This window comes from Rhodobacter sp. NTK016B (assembly GCF_017303295.1).
GTDB lineage: Bacteria > Pseudomonadota > Alphaproteobacteria > Rhodobacterales > Rhodobacteraceae > Pararhodobacter.
In genome coordinates, this window is record NZ_JAFKOK010000020.1 from 1 (window position 1) to 18,979 (window position 18,979).

Annotated in this window: 3 protein-coding genes; 1 reads left to right on the plus strand and 2 read right to left on the minus strand. The window is 63.2% G+C overall.

All coding sequences use genetic code 11. The features are described 5' to 3' along the window. The first annotated feature begins 114 nt into the window (after nt 1–114). Entirely contained in the window at nt 115–501 is a 387-nt protein-coding gene (locus JI664_RS21380) for an HNH endonuclease (RefSeq protein WP_207015824.1), read from the plus strand. 398 nt (nt 502–899) lie between these two features. On the opposite strand, the gene JI664_RS21385 is transcribed toward JI664_RS21380, so the two are convergent. Both JI664_RS21385 and JI664_RS21390 read right to left on the minus strand, forming a co-directional pair. Then, nucleotides 900–1,880, minus strand: a complete 981-nt coding sequence (locus JI664_RS21385) for a TIGR02594 family protein (RefSeq protein WP_207015825.1) — start codon at nt 1,878–1,880, stop codon at nt 900–902. Between the two features lie 12 nt (nt 1,881–1,892). Further along, nucleotides 1,893–18,962, minus strand: a complete 17,070-nt coding sequence (locus JI664_RS21390) for a PLxRFG domain-containing protein (protein ID WP_207015826.1) — start codon at nt 18,960–18,962, stop codon at nt 1,893–1,895. Between the last annotated feature and the right edge of the window lie 17 nt (nt 18,963–18,979).

Genomic DNA, 18,979 nt, shown 5'->3' on the forward strand with positions numbered 1-18,979 from the left:
TGGCGGATGGGGTGTCCGCCACGCACACGCCCAGAAATATAAAAATCAATGCGTTACACGCTTCCGGCGCCGAAAAAGTGCAGCAAAGCGTGTAGCAAAATGGGATGTATTTCAGTGGCCAGAAAAACAGCTGAATGGATCGGTCGGACTGACGATACGCCGCCCCCGCCTCGGGTGAAGGAACGCATTCTGCGAGCGCACGGGAACCGATGCGCGATCACACAGCGCGAGTTCGGGCCGGGCGACACAATCGAGTTCGACCACATCCTTGCTCTGACCAATGGCGGCGAGAACCGGGAAGGAAACCTGCAGCCCGTCCTGTCGACCGCTCACAAAGAGAAATCTCGCGCCGATGTGCGGATCCGCGCAAAGAACAGTCGTGTGTTCAAGAAGCGGAACGGCATCAACTCGGGGCCGAAGCGGAAGATCCCCGGCTCCAAGGGGACGGGGATGCGCAAGGGCGTCGATGGGAGTGTGCGCTTCGTGAGGGAAGAGCGCTAGCCTTCCTCGCCACATCCCGCGTCGATCCGAGCGATGAGGACGCGACCAGTGGCGCGGGATAGGGGCCCGCCGTCCGCAGCGAGGGCCGCTGCGTGAGCCGTGCGGTCCTCAGCTGTCCCGTCGCACAAGGGGCGGCTCGCGGCGGGGTCCACGCCCGCGCCGAAGCAACCACTCAAGATCATCGTCAGGGTCAGCGTGGCCAACGTCCGCATTGTCCATCCTTTCGCGCGTGGCGGCGTTCCGCCGCAGGTCTTCGAGGTCGCGCGCATCGTTCGCGCGCCGCTGCACAGCCCGGTCGCGGCGCGCCAGATAAATCGCGGCGCCGGCCAATATGGCCAGCGCGCCGAGTATCCAGCGGCCCAACGTGCTGCGGGCAAACCAAGTCGCTAGCCAGGTCATCACCGCCCCATATGCTTGCCGGTGCGGGCGTCTTCGACGCGCGCGTCGCGGATTTTGCCGAAGAAGTGCCATGCGAGCAGCGCGCAGGCGCCAACGAGCAGGACCGGCCAGTAGGCGACCAGAACGCCCTGAGCCTTTTCCATCACCCCAACAGCGCCGTCGAGCGCCTGAGATGCTTCGTCGGTGCGCTCGGCCACCACACCGATTGCGCCAGCGGCTGTCGTGACGCCCGTGAGGGCTTGGCCCTGATCGGCGGCTTGGACGGTACGGCTTCCGGTTTCGCGCAAGTCGGACGCGCTCACGGCGCGCGCCGGTCTAGCGCTCGCGAAACCGAGGTAGTCCCAAGTCACCCCTCCCACAATGCCATCGGTGTCGATGAAGTTCTCACCCTGGAACGCAAGCACGGCGCCGCGCATCCGCGGCCCGAAGATCCCGTCGATATGACCGGGAAAGAAGCCGAGGTCGCGCAGGCGCTCCTGCGCCTCGCGCACAGCAGGGCCCCGGGAACCGAGCTGCAGGACCGGCCTTCTGGAAGCGTCGGCCTCGACGGCACGGCGAAACCCGAGGACGCGGGAGACAGGGTAGGCACGGTCCGAGACCTTGTTGCCTTGGTTCCCCCCTCTGACGATGACGTGATCGCCCTCGAAACGAACGAGGAAAGCGACGTGGCCCTGCCAGCTGTCGGGCGATACGCGCCAAAACACAACGACATCGCCGGGCAGCGCCTCGCGCATCGAGACGCCTGCGCCCCATTGGAGGTAGGAGCGGGCGTTGAGGCGCCCCGTGTTCTCGATCCCCAGCTCAGCGAGGACTGCGCCCACGAACGCGGCACACCAAGGCGTCTCGTCGGGCTCAGTCGCCCGCCCGCCGGAGGCTTCGAAGTAAGCCTGAACTGTCGGATTGTGCTGGGCGCCGGGCCATTCTTCGACCCCAAGATGGCGACCGGCTGCTTCAAGGATTGCCGGGTTGAAGTTGGTCATTGCTGTTGTTCCTCAGTCGTAAATAGAAAGTGGCGCGTTCGCTCGGATGCGCTGATCGAGCCGCGAGTTGAGCCGCACGCCGCCGTCCATCTGTGCTCGTGCCCGGGAGCGCGAGCGCAGGGAAGTTCGGAGGGTTTGGCTGGTGATGGCGTAATCAGGGTTTTCAGCGTTGAACTGCCTGATCCGCGAGGTGATCCCCTCGGAGAGCGGCTCACCAGCGCTCACTTCGCGATCGACATCTCTCAAGATGCGCGAACGCTCGGAGGTGATGCGCTGCTCTTCGTTTTTCATCCAACGGTTCGTTTCATACCGCTCAGCAACGCGCGCGGGGGTGAAACCAAGAGCCTGCGTGAGCGCTTGAATCGGAGAGACATCATCGAGGATTGAGTTGCCGCTGATCGTCGTCACGCCGTCCGTGCCATAGCGATAAGCGCGCATGAGGTCGCGGAAGAACTTGGGCAGGGCCGTCTCCGCGCCTCGCCAGACTTCGCCTTCCATGGCGATGCCCCAGCCACGGAAGGCGTTCTGGGCCATGCCGGGAATCGGCCCGAGGAACTGTTCGGCCCAATAGCGGTAGAGGTCGTCGCCCTCAAGCTGACGGCTCGGGCGCCGGAACCACAACTCGGGCATGCCGATCCTTCCTGAGAGGTCGATCCCGGTCAGGTGCCCAGGGGCGCCGTTCAATATGATCCCAGCGAGGTCGCGTCCGAGCAAGTTGACCAACGCATCCTTGACCTCTTTCTCCACATCGTCGCTGTCGCCGGGGGTGAACATGGCGGCCAGCGTCGTAAGAAGGCTGTATCCCCATGTTCCTGTGATGCCTGCCGACGCCATCATCATGCCGGTGATGCCGATGACCTGCGCGCGGGCCTCCGCCTTCGCTTCAGGCGTCTCCCCCCGGAACGCCTGGTGCGTGTCGCGGAACAAGCGATAGATCATGTTGAGCTGGAAGTTGCGGAAGGTCAGCAGCACCCGAAGGAAGTCGTTCTGCTGCACGCGCGGGCGGCTGTCGCTGTCATAGTTGAAATGCGTTTTCCATGTCAGCTCGCCCGCCTTGTCGATCGCCGCATCGGTATCGAGGCCATTTTCGCGCGCCATACGGAAGGCCGCGATGAAGGTGATCTCGCGGTTCAGTCGCTCGGCGTGGTGGAACAGGAACGCAATGGGGCGCATCAGGCGTTGGCGGATGTCGCTATATTCGACACCCGATTCCGAAACTCCGGCGAGATCATGAGCCTGGCTCTTGTCCACGATACCGCGGCGATACGCCTCTTTGATCGCAAGGCGTTCTTCAGCGCTGAGCGACTTAGCGTTCTCGACCGCGCCGCGGCCCATGCCGAATTCGCGCAAGCCACGCATCAGGTGCCTGCTGGCGCGGGCCGCGCCGCCCTTTTTGAATGCTGCTGCCAGCACCGGGACGCCGACCACAGCAGTCTGCGTCAAGTTCACCATCGCCGCCGCTGGCGTAACCCCCAAGTAGTAGATGAAGGCCGCGCCTGTCGCCCATGTCGACCAAGCGGAGGTCTTGGGGTTCATGATCCACTCGTGGCGCATGACCATCTCATTGACCACCGCTGTGGCGCGGTTCGGATCGGTGGCTTTGACGGCCTCTCGCTCCGCATCATCGAGTGCCATCTTCATCTGCATGCCGTGTTTCAGGCGCGCGAGCTGATGCGCGGAGTGGAACATCTGCCGGGCGTAGTTTCGGAACGCATCACGGGCAAAGCCGGGCGTCCCCTTGCGGTGCAGACGGCTCTTGCGGATCGAAAAGTCAGGCAGTGTCTCAAGATATCGTTGCCAGATCGAATCCATCAACTCGGGATCTTCGATCGACAGCCCGATCATCTCCTCGACATCAGCGACGAACGTAGGGTCCACCTCTGTCTTGCCTTCGAAGGTGTTCAGCAGCCCGGTTTTTACCGTGTGGCCCGGGTGCTCGCGGCGCAGGCGGTTCGCCTCTCGGATTTGGGCGCGCTCGCTCTCAAACTTGGAGAACGAGACGACCCGGCCATCTTCGTCTTTGACGGTGACGAAGTAATTCCCATGGCGCATCAACGGGAAATACGGCGCATCGACCTCGTTCTGTTCCAGTAGGAGGCGAAGGGATGCGAGCCGCGACGCGCGGCCATACCCGTCGCGCTTTTTCACCGCCGCGAATTGGGCGGCCGCCTCGGCTTCCGCCTCATCGCGTTCGGCACCCTCTAAGCCGTCTTCCTCGATCTGGTTCAGGGCATCCTCGTACCGCAAGCGAGCGCGCTTGAGGTTGATCTCCATCGCGGCTTTTACGTTGTCCTCGATGATCTGGCGCTCAGTTGCTGCAGCTTCGAGGTAGGAGTTCCGGACCCTGCGGTAGATCTGCTGTGCCTGCTCTGGCAACGCGTCGAACCGCTCGCGCAGGGTTGCGTAAGCCTCGCGCCGCTCCTCCACCATTGCCGCGTAACCGGCCTTGCGCTCTCTCGAGCGCCGTTCGCGGACACTGAATTCTTCGCCGGGGTCGATTCCTGCAATCGTCGCGTCATGCATAAGATCCATGAGCGCATCGTTCTCTTTGCCATTGCGCATCAGGAAGGACCGCCAGTCATCCATGACCTCGGCGGCGGCGGCCTGCCGATCATTCCGCATCGCGCCCATGGCGTGTTTGTGGCGCAGGTAGGTCTTGGCGCTCGGGATGCCGCCAGCAAGCTCTTGGTACAGCGGCTCGCCGGGTACCAATGCGAGGATGTTATAGCGTGGGCTCTTGCCGCCCATCGCGTCGGTCAGCATTTGCCCGACGATACCTCGTTCCTTCTCACCTGTGATCCGTGTGCCGCCGAGCAGCTCGCGCGAGTATTCAGCCGCCCGAGAGGCGAACCGCCCGGTCGGCCGCCGCGGCTGATCCGCGCGGCTTTCCGCGACGCGCGGCATGGTGCTCTCCCGAAAAGGGTTCATGCTATAGGGCGGCGCCTCGCGCTGCCCCACGGAGCCGCTGGCGATCTTTTCGAACGTCATCGCGGCGGACTGGAACCCGCGCGCACGCACTGCATTGGCCAGGGCCTCGAAGAATGCCCGGATCTTGGCGAAAGCAGCGGCAACGCCCGACCGATGATCCCGGTTGGCCGCCCACGCGCGGTATTGCTCAGCAATCACCTCTTCGACCAAAGCGCGCCCAGACAGTTCCGGGTATCGCGCTGCCACCTCATCAGAGGCGATCATCCCTTCGCGCGCAGCACGCACTAGTCCGCGCCACTCGGACTGCGTGAAAAGGCCGTATTCCTTGCCCCAGAGATCGGCATCGGCCAGCGCGTGAATGATCTCGTGCCGGATCACGCCGACATGATCGTCGTTTCGGGAGGCGTAGACCGTCGCGCGGCCAACGCCGCGTTCATAAAGGCCTTCGCGGTTCGGCCGCGTGAACGCCTTGATCACGCGGGCAGTCACCTTGCCGGTGAGCCCGTGGCGCTGCATTTCGACGTCCACCTCGCTCGCCGCTGTCTTGATGTCGGCATTGCTCAGCGAGGGAGGGAAGACGTTTTCCTTGGTGGCCTTGCGCGACTCGCGTTGAATATCGGCGGCGTCGAATACCTCGGCCACGTCCCAGCTCACCTTGCCAGACTCGCTGGTCATGCGCTTTGCTACAACGACAGCGGCGCCGTCATCGCTATCAGCCTCAAAGAATGCGTAGGTGTCGCCCAGCTTCCCGCCCTTCGGGGTGTACGATTGCCCCGATAGGACACCGATCTCAGCGGTGTAGGTCTTGCCCGCGTTCGAGAAGACGAAAGCCGACGCCCCGTCTTCTGGCTTCAGGGGCTTGTCGTCGTTGGACTTGATGAGGTCGCGGCCCTTGGTATCCATGTCCGCAAAGCGGTTCGTCCTGCCAAGGCGGTTCTCGGCCTGTTTGACCTCTGCGATGCGAACCAGCGCCGATAGCACGGCCAGCCGCCGCCGCAGCGCTTCGATCTTGCGCCGATCAACGGATGCCTCCGCGCGCTCCTTCATTTTGGGCAGCGATTGTTCCAGTCTGGTGATGCGGTTGCGCTGGTACCGCGCTTCACTCTCCATGACCGCGGCGATATGCGAAGGCTGCAACGATGCTGCGAGCCGCATCGATGCTAGAGGGTTCTTCGCAACGACCTCTGAATTGGTCAGCGGAACCTCGTAGGTGTCACCGACACTGGCCCAGGCGCTATAGTAGATCGTTTCAGCCTTCGCGCCTTCATGGGCGACCACATAGACCGGGATCTGGCCGACCATGATCGGATCGGAGGCACCGGTCCGGTCGCGGGCTTGCGCGATCGCTTTCTTGATCGCCGCAGCGAAGGAGTCGAGTTTCATATCGAAGTAGACGGGCGCTTTGAGGTCGAACTTCGGCAGGGGTTTCCGAGGGGCCTCCGGGTTGGCCTCGTTTTCTTCGCGGACTTTCTCGGCCTCTTTCTCAAAGCGCGCGCGGGCGGCGTCATAGTTCTCCCGATCACGGGTGTAGCGCTCCCATGTCGATCCAGCGTCAGGGAAGGCTTCGAAGGTGACGGACTCTGCGCGCTCAGCCTTCGCAGCAGAGTCAGCCTTGTTCTGTTCGAACGCCGCGACGAAGGCTTTTCCTTCGTTCACAAGCGACATGATAGACGCTTGTTCAGCTTCGGTGTCCCGCAGCTCCTTTTCGGTTTCCATCTTGTCGAGGTAGATGCGATCCCCGGTCGATTGGGCCATGAACTGTGCATAGGAATCGGAGTCGGCGTTCGCATCCTCAACCACTGCATCTGCGCTCGCGGTCAGGAAGTCCTCGATCCCCTTGGCTTTCCGCTCAAGCACCTGCCACAGTACGACGTCCGATGTTTTCTCGGTGGCATAGGCGAGGATCTCGACCTCGAACCCCTCGGGATCGCGCTCGTACAGCTTGTTGCCCTGCCGGATGATGCGCCCCTCGCGCTGCTCCATGTCGCTGGGGCGCCAAGGCGCATCGATGTGATGCTCAGCGACGAGTCGCTCTTGGACGTTGGTCCCGGCACCCATCTTGAAGGTGGAGCCGATCAGCACGCGGACGGAGCCTTCGTTCACCTGGTCGAAGAGCCGCGCTTTGGCGTCCGCAGTGTTGTAGTCGTGGATGAACGCGACCTCCTGCTCAGGCACGCCATGCTCAACGAGGTAGGCCCGCAGGTCATCGTAGAAGGAAAAGCCGGTGTCGGCAGTCAGGGCTACAGACAGCAGCTCTTCGACGTTTTCGGAAAGCCACAGTTCAGCGGCCTCTGCGTGGTCGGCGCGTAGCTCACCGGAGCCGATCCGCTCTTCGATGGCATCGAACGCCGCCTGAAACGCGTCCTCATAGGTGCCCCCGATCTCTTCCACACGCTTTGCACGGGCGCGGGCGGTCTTGCCATCGAGGCCCGCCTTCTCCCACGCAGAAGCCAAGGCCTTGCGCGCCTCAGCAGCCGCCGATTTCGTGGGGACCGAGCTGTCCGCGAAAACGACTTGCGTGCCGCGGTCGGCATGCCATTCGCGATACTTGCGCAGGATCTGATCGCCGGAGGCCACGACCTTCGACTCTGCGAGCCTGCCAGCCGCGGGATCGACCGTCCTGATGTCGATCGACGCCTTGCGCGCGTCCGACAATACCCACAGCGCGTTGTCTTTCTTGGGGTATTCCTTGTTGCGAGAGTTGCGTTTGATGCCGTCCATGCGCATCACCAGGTAGTCGGTGAACTCTTCATGGTCTGCGGATGCCGCGATGGAGATCAGCTGCCGGCCGCCCAACCGGACCTTCGGCGTTGGGAACCGCGTCGGCTCGTTGGTGCCGTTCTCTGCATTCCGGCGCTCCATCTGCTCTCGATAGATGCGCTCAACGTCACCGCGCAGCAAAACATCCGAGAATGTGCGCCACAGCTCGGACAGCGGGCCGAGGTTGACCATGCCGATCAGCACATTCCGCTCTTTGAGCTTCATGGCAGGGGTGTATTCGAACCGCTTCTGCGTCTTGATGAACGTCGAGGCAAAGGCGTCGAAATGCATGAGGCCCATGTCGCGAAGGGTCTGCGGCGCCATGAACTTAAGGAAGCTGTAGACCTCCACCAGACTGTTCGAGACCGGCGTGCCGGTGAGCATGTCGACGTAGCCGTCCTTTTCGAAGATCGAGCGGGTCTTGATGTAGAGGTCGAGGGCGCGCTGAGAGCCGGAAGGGCTGTTCATCCCGACAATCCGCTCCATCGAAGTGGCGTATTCGAGGTTCTTGAACTCGTGCGCCTCATCAATGACGAGACTGTCGATACCGGCCTCGGTGAAGTCAAAGCCGAGGCTCTCTTTCTGCATCGCCGCGAGCTTCTTCTCGACGCGATCCTTATACTTGTCGATGCGGGCTTGGATCTGGGCGGCAGTGCGACCGGACTCGCCGCTTGCTTTCGCCTCATTCAGCGCGTCTTCCAGATCATTCAGCTGCTCTTCCATGACCTTCTTGGTCATCTCTTCGCTGTTCTGGAAGTATTTCAGGGACGAGTGCCCGATGATCACGGCATCGAAGTCCCCGGTCGCGATCCGCGACAGAAGCTTGCGGCGGTTCGATGCCTCAAAATCCTTCTCGGACGCCACGAGGATGTTTGCGCCGGGATAGAGGGCGTAGAAATCGCGCCCCCATTGCGAAACGATGTGGTTTGGAACCGAGATTACCGACTTTCGGACGAGCCCGAGGCGCCGCCGCTCCATGATCCCGGAAATCGCCGTGAACGTTTTGCCAGCGCCCACAACATGGTGGAGCATCGTGGCTTTGGATTGGATCATCCGCCAGGCGCCGTTCTTCTGGCTATCGCGCAGATCGATCGCCGGGTTCGATCCGACCGGCCGGAAATACTTCACGCCGTCAAAGGAGCGCTGGACGACGACGTTGACCTTTTCGTTGAACGTGTCGACGACGAGTTGCTGGCGCTCGGGGTTCGCGAACACCCACTTCTCGAACTCAGCCGCCATCCGGTCCATAGCCGCGTTGGCTGCCTGCGTCTCTGCCTCGTTCTTGAAGCTCTCGCCCTTCGCCCCTTTGTCCCAGACAGTGATCGCCTTCCCGCGCATTGCGGCCTCTGCGATCTCGAAAGCGTCCTTTCGTTCGGTGGCGAAGAGCCGCCCGAAGTCATTCATCTCGGCGTTCCGGCCTGCGTCGGCGGTGAACGTGCCAAGGCGCTGGTTGATCGCCACCCTCGGGGAGCGGGCGCCCAGAACTTTCAGGAAGTCCTCGAACACCTGGCGTGGCATCCACATCGATCGCATCGACGGCGTGATCTGCTCGGCGCGCTTCGGCGCGGGCATTGCCGCGCGCAAATGCTTCACGTTTTGCTGCTCACCATGTTCCAGCGCGACATCGATCTTCTGCGCGAGGTTGCCGGACAGGTATTCGTCGGCCAGAACGAACTGGCCCGTCTCGGGGTCGCGATACACAAGGGGGTTCTCGCCGGAGCGAAGCTCCGCGAGGGCGTCACCCACCGTTTGGCCAGTTAGGTCCGCGATCCGCTGGATGTCGAGGCGACCGAGTTCGCGCAACGAAATCTGCAGAGCATCAGCGGCGCTGTCAGCCGAGGCCGCAGGCTCATACGGTTTGATGACGCGTTCCGAAAGGATCGACGCCTCTTCGGCGCTTTCCTCGCGGCCGATCTTCTTGTCTGCTGGCTTGTACTTGATCTCCAACGCGCTCTCGACACCGGGCACACCCATCGTCAGCGCGTCGTTCAACCTGTTGTTCAGATAGCCGTGCGCCTTGACGAAAGCCCTATAGTCCGCGGCGAGGCGACCGCGCATCCGCGTTAGGCGACGTTCTGGTTGGTCGCTTGCTTCCGCGCGCAGCAGGGCCTGCGTGTCGCGGCGAAGAGCCAAGAGTTTGCGGAGCCGGGTGAACCGGTCTGCCCCTATCCTTTTCTTCGCCACGGCATCATCGAGCGCCGCCAGCGCATCGCGCTCTTTCTTCTTGAAAACAGGGGTTTCGGCGTAGAGCGGCTCTTTCAGGACGCGAATCGCGTCGAGCGCGGCTTTGCCCATGCCAGTCGGTGCGCTCTTCTTTACCTCGCCGCTCACGGATAGGGCGCCGGACGCCTCCATTGCGGCCTGGGCCGCGCTGATGGCATCCGCAATCTCGGTTTCGGAGCCGTCCTTCAAAGCGGCGGCAGCCGCACGCATCGCTCGGGTGAGGTCGGTCAGCTCTGCAGCGCGTGGCCCCCACGGTGTTTCCTCGTCGACTTCGACCACTACGGCGTTGCCGGCACTGTCGTCGTCCATCCGAAGAAACACCTTGTCTTCGGACGTGAGCATTGTTTCCCCGACACCCAGATCGGTCGTTGTCTTTTGGGCGAAAACAGCGGCCTCAAGCTGTTCAGTGCGGGTTGCGAGCTGCCCTTCGATTGCCGAGAGCTGAGCCGTCAGGCTGGCCGCAAAGTCGCGGCCATCGTCATGCAACGTGAACTCCAGCTCGTCTCCGTACATCGTGCCGTCCATTGCCGGGCGACCGAGCAGTTTCTCGGGGTTCTTGGCGAAATAGCCGTTCAGCCGGACGCCTTCATGTCCCGGAAGCTCGGCGTCGGTTTTGAGCCAAGACAGGTCTCCCGCCGGGTCTCCCTCGGGCCGTTTCTGGAACCAAACGATGTCGGTCGTGACATCGGTGCCTGCATTCGCCTTGAACGCCGTGTTGGGCATGCGCACCGCGCCAAGGAAGTCGAAATGCCTAGCGAGATACGACCGCGCTGAGGGGTTCGGTGTGTCGAGGAATCGGCTGGTGACAACCATGCCCATGATCCCGCCAGGGCGGAGCAGCAAGCCGGTCTTGGCGATGATGTAGTTGTGCAGCGACATCTTCGGGATGTCGGGATGCATGTCCGAAGAGATCAACGACGACGAGAACGGGGGATTGCCAATAGCGATGTCCATCGTTCCCGCGCGGAATGGCGCGTGCTGGAAGCCCGTACCGTCGAAGATCGTCGCATCGGGATACAGGTGCTTCGCGATACGGCCCGAGATGCTGTCCAGTTCGGAACCAAAAAACTCGGTTTCCCCGTCAAACTCGGGTGCCAGACCGAGGAAATTGCCCGTGCCCACAGTGGGCTCAAGGACGCGGCCACCGTCGAAGCCAAACCGCGCCATGGTCTGCCACATCGCATCGACCACGGTGCGCGAAGTGAAATGCGCGTTCTCCGTTGAGCGGGCGGCATCGCGGTATTCATCGCGGGTGAGCAGATCGCGCAGGGCAGTCTGCGTGCGGCCGAACTGCGTCGTCTTGTCTTTCTCGCGTGGATCGAACACGCGCTTGAGCCCGCCCCAGCCGACATAGCGGGCCATTGCGGCCTGCTCTTCGGCGGTGGGGTGGCGGTTCTCGGTATCGAGCGCCTTGACGATGCGGATCGCCTCAATATTCGAAGCGAGTCGTGCACTGGTCGTGCCTTCGCCCAACGGGAAGTCGGGCGTGATGACGAAATTGCCGGGGTTTACGCCCGAACGCTCGGCTGCGGTGTCGCCAGAACCTCCGCCGACATCTCCGACCAGATCGTTTCCATCGCTTGCCCGGTCTGCCGTCGCGTCTGCTGAATCGTCGCCACTGCCCGGATCGCGGTCTCCGTCGCCACGATCCTGTCCGTCGATGTCAGGGGCGCGGTGGGGTTCGCTTCCTTCCACGCCTCCATCAGATGCCCGCGGATCCGTTTCTCGATCATTGGTCTCACCTTCGTCAGTCGGCGCGATGGTATCACGTTCTGTTTCAGGCTGCGATTGCGGCGCATCCTTGGGTGCCCGGTCGGCCTCGGCCCGCATCTTGCGGACTTCCGCCAGCACCTCTTGCGACGTGTCCATGTCCGACACATCATCGCCGCGCAACTCCATATCGTCGCGGATCTGGTTGTAGGCACCCCTTGCATATGGGTGTGCTTCTTCGAGCGTCAATCCGAGACGCTCCATCATGGTGTCAATCAGCGCGCGGAAGCGCCGCGATCCCGCTTTCACATACAGAGCGCCGATCTTGAACGCGATCGTCACCAACTCTGGATCGAGGCCGCTGTTCGCCTGATTTCGGACCTTAGTGGCGAACAACGCCTCCAGCTCGACCAGTTCCGCGTTCTCGGCGTCCGTCAGGCCTTTTAGCGGTGTCGGCTCCACCTCCGGCTCCGAGGGAGGGGCAGGGGAAGGGGCAGGGGCAGGGGTTTCGGTCTCAGGCTCCCGGGTAGCAGGCTTCTGTTCGCCGCGCTCTGCTCTCCCAATGGCGTCATTGATCGCGGCGACACGCGTCGTTCCGTATCCTCCGACCACTTTGTAGGGCTTTTGCCTGCTGATTACTGCGTGGAAGTCACCTTTTGCCCAGGTTCCGCTCGATGCGTCTGGGTCTACGGCGGCCCGCGCCGCTTTTTCGGCATTCATCGGTACGACGCTCCCAAGGGTGAATCCCTTGGGCATGGGTAGTTCCGCTTCGGTGGCCGGTGTGGCTTTGGGCGCCGAGGGCGCCGGGGCGGTGTCAGGTTTAGGCGTCAGGCGCTCACTGACCTGAGCAATGCGCGCGGCAGCCTCCGCTGGGGTCAAGTTCTCGGGTAGATAGACGTTCCCGCCCACGAAGGGCTTCGAATGCCCTTTCTTTTTCGGCTCGCCGCGGTGCTGCAGCATGATGTTCACGGTCGAACGGCGATCCCACGAATTGCCGATCTTCATGAAAACCTCGAGGCCATTGGGCGCGATGAGGTCGAGCATCGTTTCGTCCAGCTCATGAGCCATCCCAAAGCCGAAACTCACGGGGGAGCGCTCTCTGCCCTTTGCGTTCGTCGGCTTGGAATACCCAGCGCCCTCAATCAGCGCCTTGGCCACAGCACGGGCCCATCGCCCGGTTTCACCACGGCCTTCACGCTTGGCCGGGCTCGATTGGCCGTCTTCGCGCGTCTTGTCGTCCCATGCGTCGAAGTCGAGCGTATCTAGGCCCTGCATTGGGCGGTTTGCCTTGGCCGAAAGCACGGCTTCAAAGGATGCTGCGTTGGCTTCTGGCGCCGCCATCGCGCGAAGCGGGCCGGGCAGGTCAGCGCCGTTGGGGCGTTCCGGCGCGGCGGCGCCGCGGTTGGTGCGCGCGAAGGGTTTGGCCCAGAGCGCCTTGTCTTTCAGCGCGACCTGCAGGTCGGCCACCGTAATAAACGAGATCGCTCCCATCCGGCGCGCACCGCTGCCATCGGAGAAGCCCGCGCGATAGGTCTCGGTCGCGTCCGCCTCGCTCACGAAGCCGAGCATGACCTTGTGCTCATCGAACGCTCTGCTGTCCGGTTCGATCTGGTCGACAACCCATACCTTTTCGCTCTCGGGGTGGTCGCCCATATAGAAGTCGACGTGATCGCCGTCAGCGCCCTCGGTGCGCAGGATGCGGCCATAGTGCGCGGGCATGGTGACAGACCACTCGGTCCCATTGGGGCCGGTCCCGCGCCGCTCGCCGCCCTTCGCGTTCTCGACAGAGAGAGTAAGGCCGCGCCACGATAGCTTGCCGGTCTTGTAATTCTCGGCCTCTGCCTGCGCCGGGGTGGGGTTCGGGTCGGTTTCGGCGGCTGCGGCCGCTACTTGTTCGCGCGTCGGTGCGCTTTCGGCGCCGTTCCGGGCCGCTGGATCGTTCGCCATGAAGAACGCATATGCGAAGCCTTCAGGAGTCTGCGAGCGTGCCTCTTTGCCGAGCGGATCCGAGCCGCGCAGCTTGTTCTGCATCTTCGAACCTTCTGCTGCGCGCACGTTCGCGAGCGGCAGATCGGTATTCATCACGCCGAACAGCTGGGTCTGCTTGGTGTAGGGGTTTCCGAAATTCGACGGATGGAAGCGCATGGCCGGCGCGGTGAGGCCTGTCTTCTCCTGGATGCGCCCGATGGGGTTCTCAAGGACGTGAAAGCCGGTCGGCGCCGCAGCGGCAACGACATCTCGCGTAGCCTGATAGAGCATGACGTTGTACTCGACCGGGCTTTTCGCACCGGCCGCAACAGCAGCGTCACCAAAGACTTGGCGAACAGCCTCCGGGCTTTCGACATCATGGCGCTCAGACCACCAGCGCGCTCCGGACCCTGTGAACGTCGTGCAGGGGCACGCGGACAGCACCCCATAGACCTCGAGTCCGCTCTCGCGGTATTCGCGAATGCGGTCGTACACCCATGCGTCGGTCAGGACGTTTGTGCCGCTCTTGATGTCGTGCCGTACTACTTGATAGCCAGCATCTTCCCACGGTTGCGACCACGCGCCGGAGTAGTCGAAGAGGCTGATCACCACCTTGTTGCGATTGGCGCCAGTCTTGCCGATCTCCTTGGCGCGGTTCTTCCAGCTCTTGACCAGTGCGTCGGCTTCCGACTGCTCGATAAAGGGGCCCTTCGATTCCTGCGAAGTCAGGCTGACGGTCTTGCCGGAAATGCGCGGAAATATCTCTGCATCCGGCATCGGCTTCGTGGACGCCGGGCTGGCGTGTCCGGTACCCTCGTCCACCGTATCGACGCTCAAGCCGTGGGCCCAAGAGTTCTCGATGAAATCAAGCGCGTTGCTGGCCGGGCTGCCGTCCGTCTCCCACTCGCCAGTGGCTTCATCCCGCGTCGGCATCGGGATGTCGCCGGTTTTCAGCTTGCGTGCTTGTGCCGCCAAGGATGCCGCGATGCTGGCGCCCTCCGCGATCAGACGTGCCATCTGGTCGTGGTCGCCGGTCGTGCGATTGCGGCCCGCATCGTCGTAGTCGGCGGGGTCACGCCCATTCTTCCGCATGTCGGCCTCGGCAAGGCGCACAACAGCATCAATCTGGCCGACGAGTTCCGCGAGGGTGCTGTCCCAGAACTGCCCGATTGTCCGTTGGTCCTTCTTTTCCAACCGATCTGCAAGCTTGTAGGTCTTGCCGGTGACGCGCTCAGCTTTGGGACGCGGCGTCGGCGTTTGGTCCGGTGCTTGCGTACCATCTGCCGGTTCCGGGGAGTTCTTCGGGTCGGTCAGGAAGGCCACAGCCTTTCGGAAGTTCTGCGGCGACTCCCCCACACCATTCCATTCACCCGGAGGGTACGAATCGACCATGACCGTGCTGTCACCGTAACGGACGAAGCGAACCTTCACCTCGGTGCCGCCGCCGAGCGCCTTGTCCCCTTTCGGGCGCGGGGCGCGCACGGAGAAGGTCACGGCATTGCCGAAATCCAGCCCAAGGCGCCGACGCTCACCTTCGTTGATCTCGACGCGCTCCGGGTTGGCGCGCATCCAGGAAAGGAGTTTGCGCGCAGCTGGCGCGACGCCATCGGGCCGTGTTCTGAAACCTTGCTCAAGGAACTCTTCTCGGGTGATCGGCGCGGCGATGATGCCGGATTGCATCGACACCCAGCCCTTGTCGCGCAGGCGTTGGATGATCTCGTCGCGCTCCTTCAGTGAGAGCGGGTCGTTGCGCTTCTTGTCCGTGACACCGGCCTGCGCACCATAGTGAATGAGCGAGGAATCGTCGGTGCCGTTGAGACCGTCATGAATGCCCCTGTGCCGGTCTATCTCATCGAGAAGGATCAAGGGCGATATGCCAGGATTGGTGCTGCGCAGCACTTCGCCGTCAGGGCTGCGGACATCGGCCTTCTCGTCGCTCACCTCAACAGAATAGCCGTCTTCAGTCTTAAAGGACTGCAGCCGGTACTGGTTCCAGGGCGCTTGCGCACGATCGTTGCGCATGAAGGGATCGCGGTTGTCGATGCTGTCCAGCACCTCGATCTCGGGCAAGTCGTCTTCCACGGGTTCGAGGTATGGGTTCTGATCCTCGTCCGGTGTGCGCGGCTCGATGGTGGTTTCTGCACCGGCAAACTCAGATTGATCACCCATGAAGGCCGAAGCCCGGTGCGAGCGAATGAACCAACCGCCATTCTTCTGGAATGCCGCGGCGTCCACCTTGCGCACCTGCTCTTCGGATAGCCCGTAGAGAACGTGCCCGGTCAGCTCACGCCCCTTTTTCGTGATGTGCTGAACGCGCGGGCGCGCGCTCGCCTTGCGGATAGTTGTTGCGATGGGGTCGGGCGCTGCCTCCGAAGGGGCCGGTACAGCACCTTGGCGCGCGTTGGCGCGCTGCGTGGCACGCGACGCCCGCGTGAGGGCCGCATCGAGCCACACCGACACGTCCTCTCGCGACTGGCCATCGATATCCAAAACGAGGTCTTCTTCGCGGTTGTCGCTGACGCGCACACGCATCTTGCCATTGCGCACGAGGACCATGCGGCCTTCGATCTCTCCGTCCCACTTGAAGCCCTGCTCAGCAGCGTCGAGCGCGGGCGAGACAGCCCGGCGCCGCGCCTTGGCCGCGTCGACATCCATGGCAGGCGTGCGTTCGTTCCACGGGCCATCGTAGTAGCCCATTTCCCGCAAAGCTTCGCTTGCGGCGTCATCCTTTTCGCGCTCCGGCTGCGGTGCGCGGCGCTCGGACGGTTGCGATTGCAGCCCGTTTTGCTGCACATCACGGCCGCCGTCGCGGTCACCGAGCGCCACCATCGCGCGGCGCTGTGCCTCTTCGACCATCGCCTGCACGGCATCATCGCCCCAGACTTCACCAATCGCGGCCGCTTGGTCGTCAGCGTCACGAGTCGCGCGCTCGGCATTCTCCCGTGCCACCGTGGCGGCGTCCTGCCCCTTCTTCACCTTGAACGTGGGCTTGCCGCCTTCTTGGATGTTGGCCAGCTCCCGCGACCAATGAAGCGCTTCGCTCAGTCGGTCTTGGATGTCGATCATCGTCTCATTGATGGTCGAAGCGACGTGTTCCGGGGTGTCGATTCCGTCTTCGCGGCCCTCACCGCGGCGCCTTGCGACCTTGCTGGCATCGGGCGAAGGGAATGACCGATTGAAATCCCACGGCCCCGAGCGGCTGACGGTAACGGGCTCGCCGCCGCCGTCATCGAACTGCCCTTCAATCAGTTCATCGCTTCCGTCATCGGCTTCAACTGGAGCATCCACGCCGTCGCGAACCATGGTGCGAGCGGGTGTGTTTGCGGGATCGGTATTTGTCCGCTGCTGTTCGCCCCCTCGATAAGACGCTTCATCTCCTTCGCTTCCGCTTTCGATATCCAGCCCGCTCGCCGCATCACCCTGAGAGCCTGGGGGAAGGTCATCCAGAACTCCTGCACCAGCACCCCGGATTGCATCGGTGTTGACCTCCATAGGCTTGCGCTTCACCACGAAACCATCGCCCTCCGGCACGATTTCATGCGTGTCGAGGCTATGACCCAGCTTGCCGAGCGCCCGCTTAGCGGCGGCTTCGTTCCCGAAAGGCGAGCCGTCTTTTTTCGTAATGATTTTCGAGGCTTCGTTGAGCGCGTCCTGATCCGCAACGCTTTGTCGATCCACGATCGCGCGCAAAGTGTTGCGCATCTCGATCATCGAGGCGTCCCAACCACGGGCTTTCGCTCGATCCTCCAAGGCGCTGAGGCGACGCAAGGCCTGATCGGGGGAAATGTCGGCAAGGCCATCATCTGGCTCGCGCGGCGCAACGCGATCTGTCGCCTCAAGAGCGTTGCTCTGCTGATCGACCGTGCCCGGCACCGTCAGCGGCGTGACCTGAACGTCCCCGCTCTCGATGTCAGCACGGGGAATGTTGAACACCTGTCCACCATCGTCCCGGATGCCGATCCCGTCGTCGGTCGCCTCGACGACTTCGCCTGCCCACGCAGCTGGCTCGCCACGAATTTGCACCGAGACACGCGAGGGGGATTCGGCGGCAGCTTCGGGTTCCGTCGTGCGCTCTGGTTCCGTCGCGCGAACAGGATCGACGCGCCCGGCGGCGGCACTTGTGGGAAGGCTGTCCAGCGTGGGTTCCAACGCTCCTTCCGCGCCGCCGGGCGCTACGGGCGAGGGAGAGACCGCTCCCCGCCCGATCTCATCATCGTCATCGCGTTCTTCGCTGCGGCGGGGTGCCATGAACCCTTGCACGGCACCGGCAGGGGCGCCGACAACGCCGCCGCCGATGGCCCCGAGAAGGAAGTCGCCAAAGGTGCCTTCGGTCAAATTGACAGGCATATCGGTTGCTGCCTGTGCGCCGTAGCGCGCGGCAATGCTCTCGGCAGCCTCCTGAATTCCCTCTTCCGTGGCCGACGCTGCGCCAGCGGTCAACGCGCGCCGCAGCGGCCCACCCGCGGCATGGCTCAACCCAGGCGCCACCCCGCGCAATAGCGCGCCGGTGGCAGCACCGCCTGCTGCGGCGACGGTCCCACCGAGTACCCCACTCAAGCGGCCAGCGGCATCGCGCGTGACTTCCAGCGCCTGTTCTTCGCTCATTCCCCGCTCGCGCAGCGTTCGGAAAAGCGGCGAGGTCTCTTCAAGAAGCGACCGGCCCTCGTCGTTGCGCTCCTCGAACGCTTCATCAATGATCGCGCGGCCAGTTTCTGACCCCGCACCGACACCTTGCACGCCGCCGACTGCCGCAGCGCCGACCGGGCCGCCGAGTGCGCCGACGACGACCGGGAGCATCGAACCGAACACATCAGCGGCTTGCATCGCATAGCCGCGCAGAGAGGGGTTCTCGCCCAGGGATATCGAGCTGAGTTCCGTAATGTCTCCGGACGGCGTGGAGTCGGCTATCGCTTGTTCCGAAACGTCGGAGATGCCTTCGCGCATGCTTCCCGCTCGGGCGCGCAAGAAGTCGCCCCCGGCGCGGCCAGCGCGGGCAAGCAAACCCGGCCGATAGTGCTCATCACCGCGGAAGAAAGCAAAAGGCTGATCTGCAAGCGATCCAAGGCCCTCGACTGCGGCGCCGGTCCCCGCGATGGCCCCGGCACCGACACTGCGCGCCATATCGCCCAGAATGCCCGGCTGTTCCTCGGCCCGGCGCGCAGCTTCTGCCTGCTGAGCGCGCAAAGCAGCCTGTGTCTGCTCGGGATAGAACATCGCGCCGATTTCGCGCGCGCGGGTGATGAATGCATCAGCCTGATCGCCAGCCAAACCGCGGATAACGTCATGGATGTGTTCGCCCGCCTGCAGGCGCGGCCCTAGGTCTGCAGCTGCATGCGAGGCCACGGTGATGAGTTCAGCTTCGTCCTGCGCTTGCGCGGTCTCACCGAGCGCCAGAAGAACATTCACCGGAACGGCCGACTGGATCGCAATATCCTCGATCTGCTGCCGGGTGGTCGAAGTGCGGCCCGCCAGGGTGTCGAAGATATTGGCCATGCCGTTGCCCCTTGCGT

What these genes read in the sequence shown, in the direction of transcription:
- JI664_RS21385 (WP_207015825.1), bottom strand. Translation starts at nt 1,880, where the DNA reads ATGACCAACTTCAACCCGGCAATCCTTGAAGCAGCCGGTCGCCATCTT.
- JI664_RS21390 (WP_207015826.1), bottom strand. Translation starts at nt 18,962, where the DNA reads ATGGCCAATATCTTCGACACCCTGGCGGGCCGCACTTCGACCACCCGG.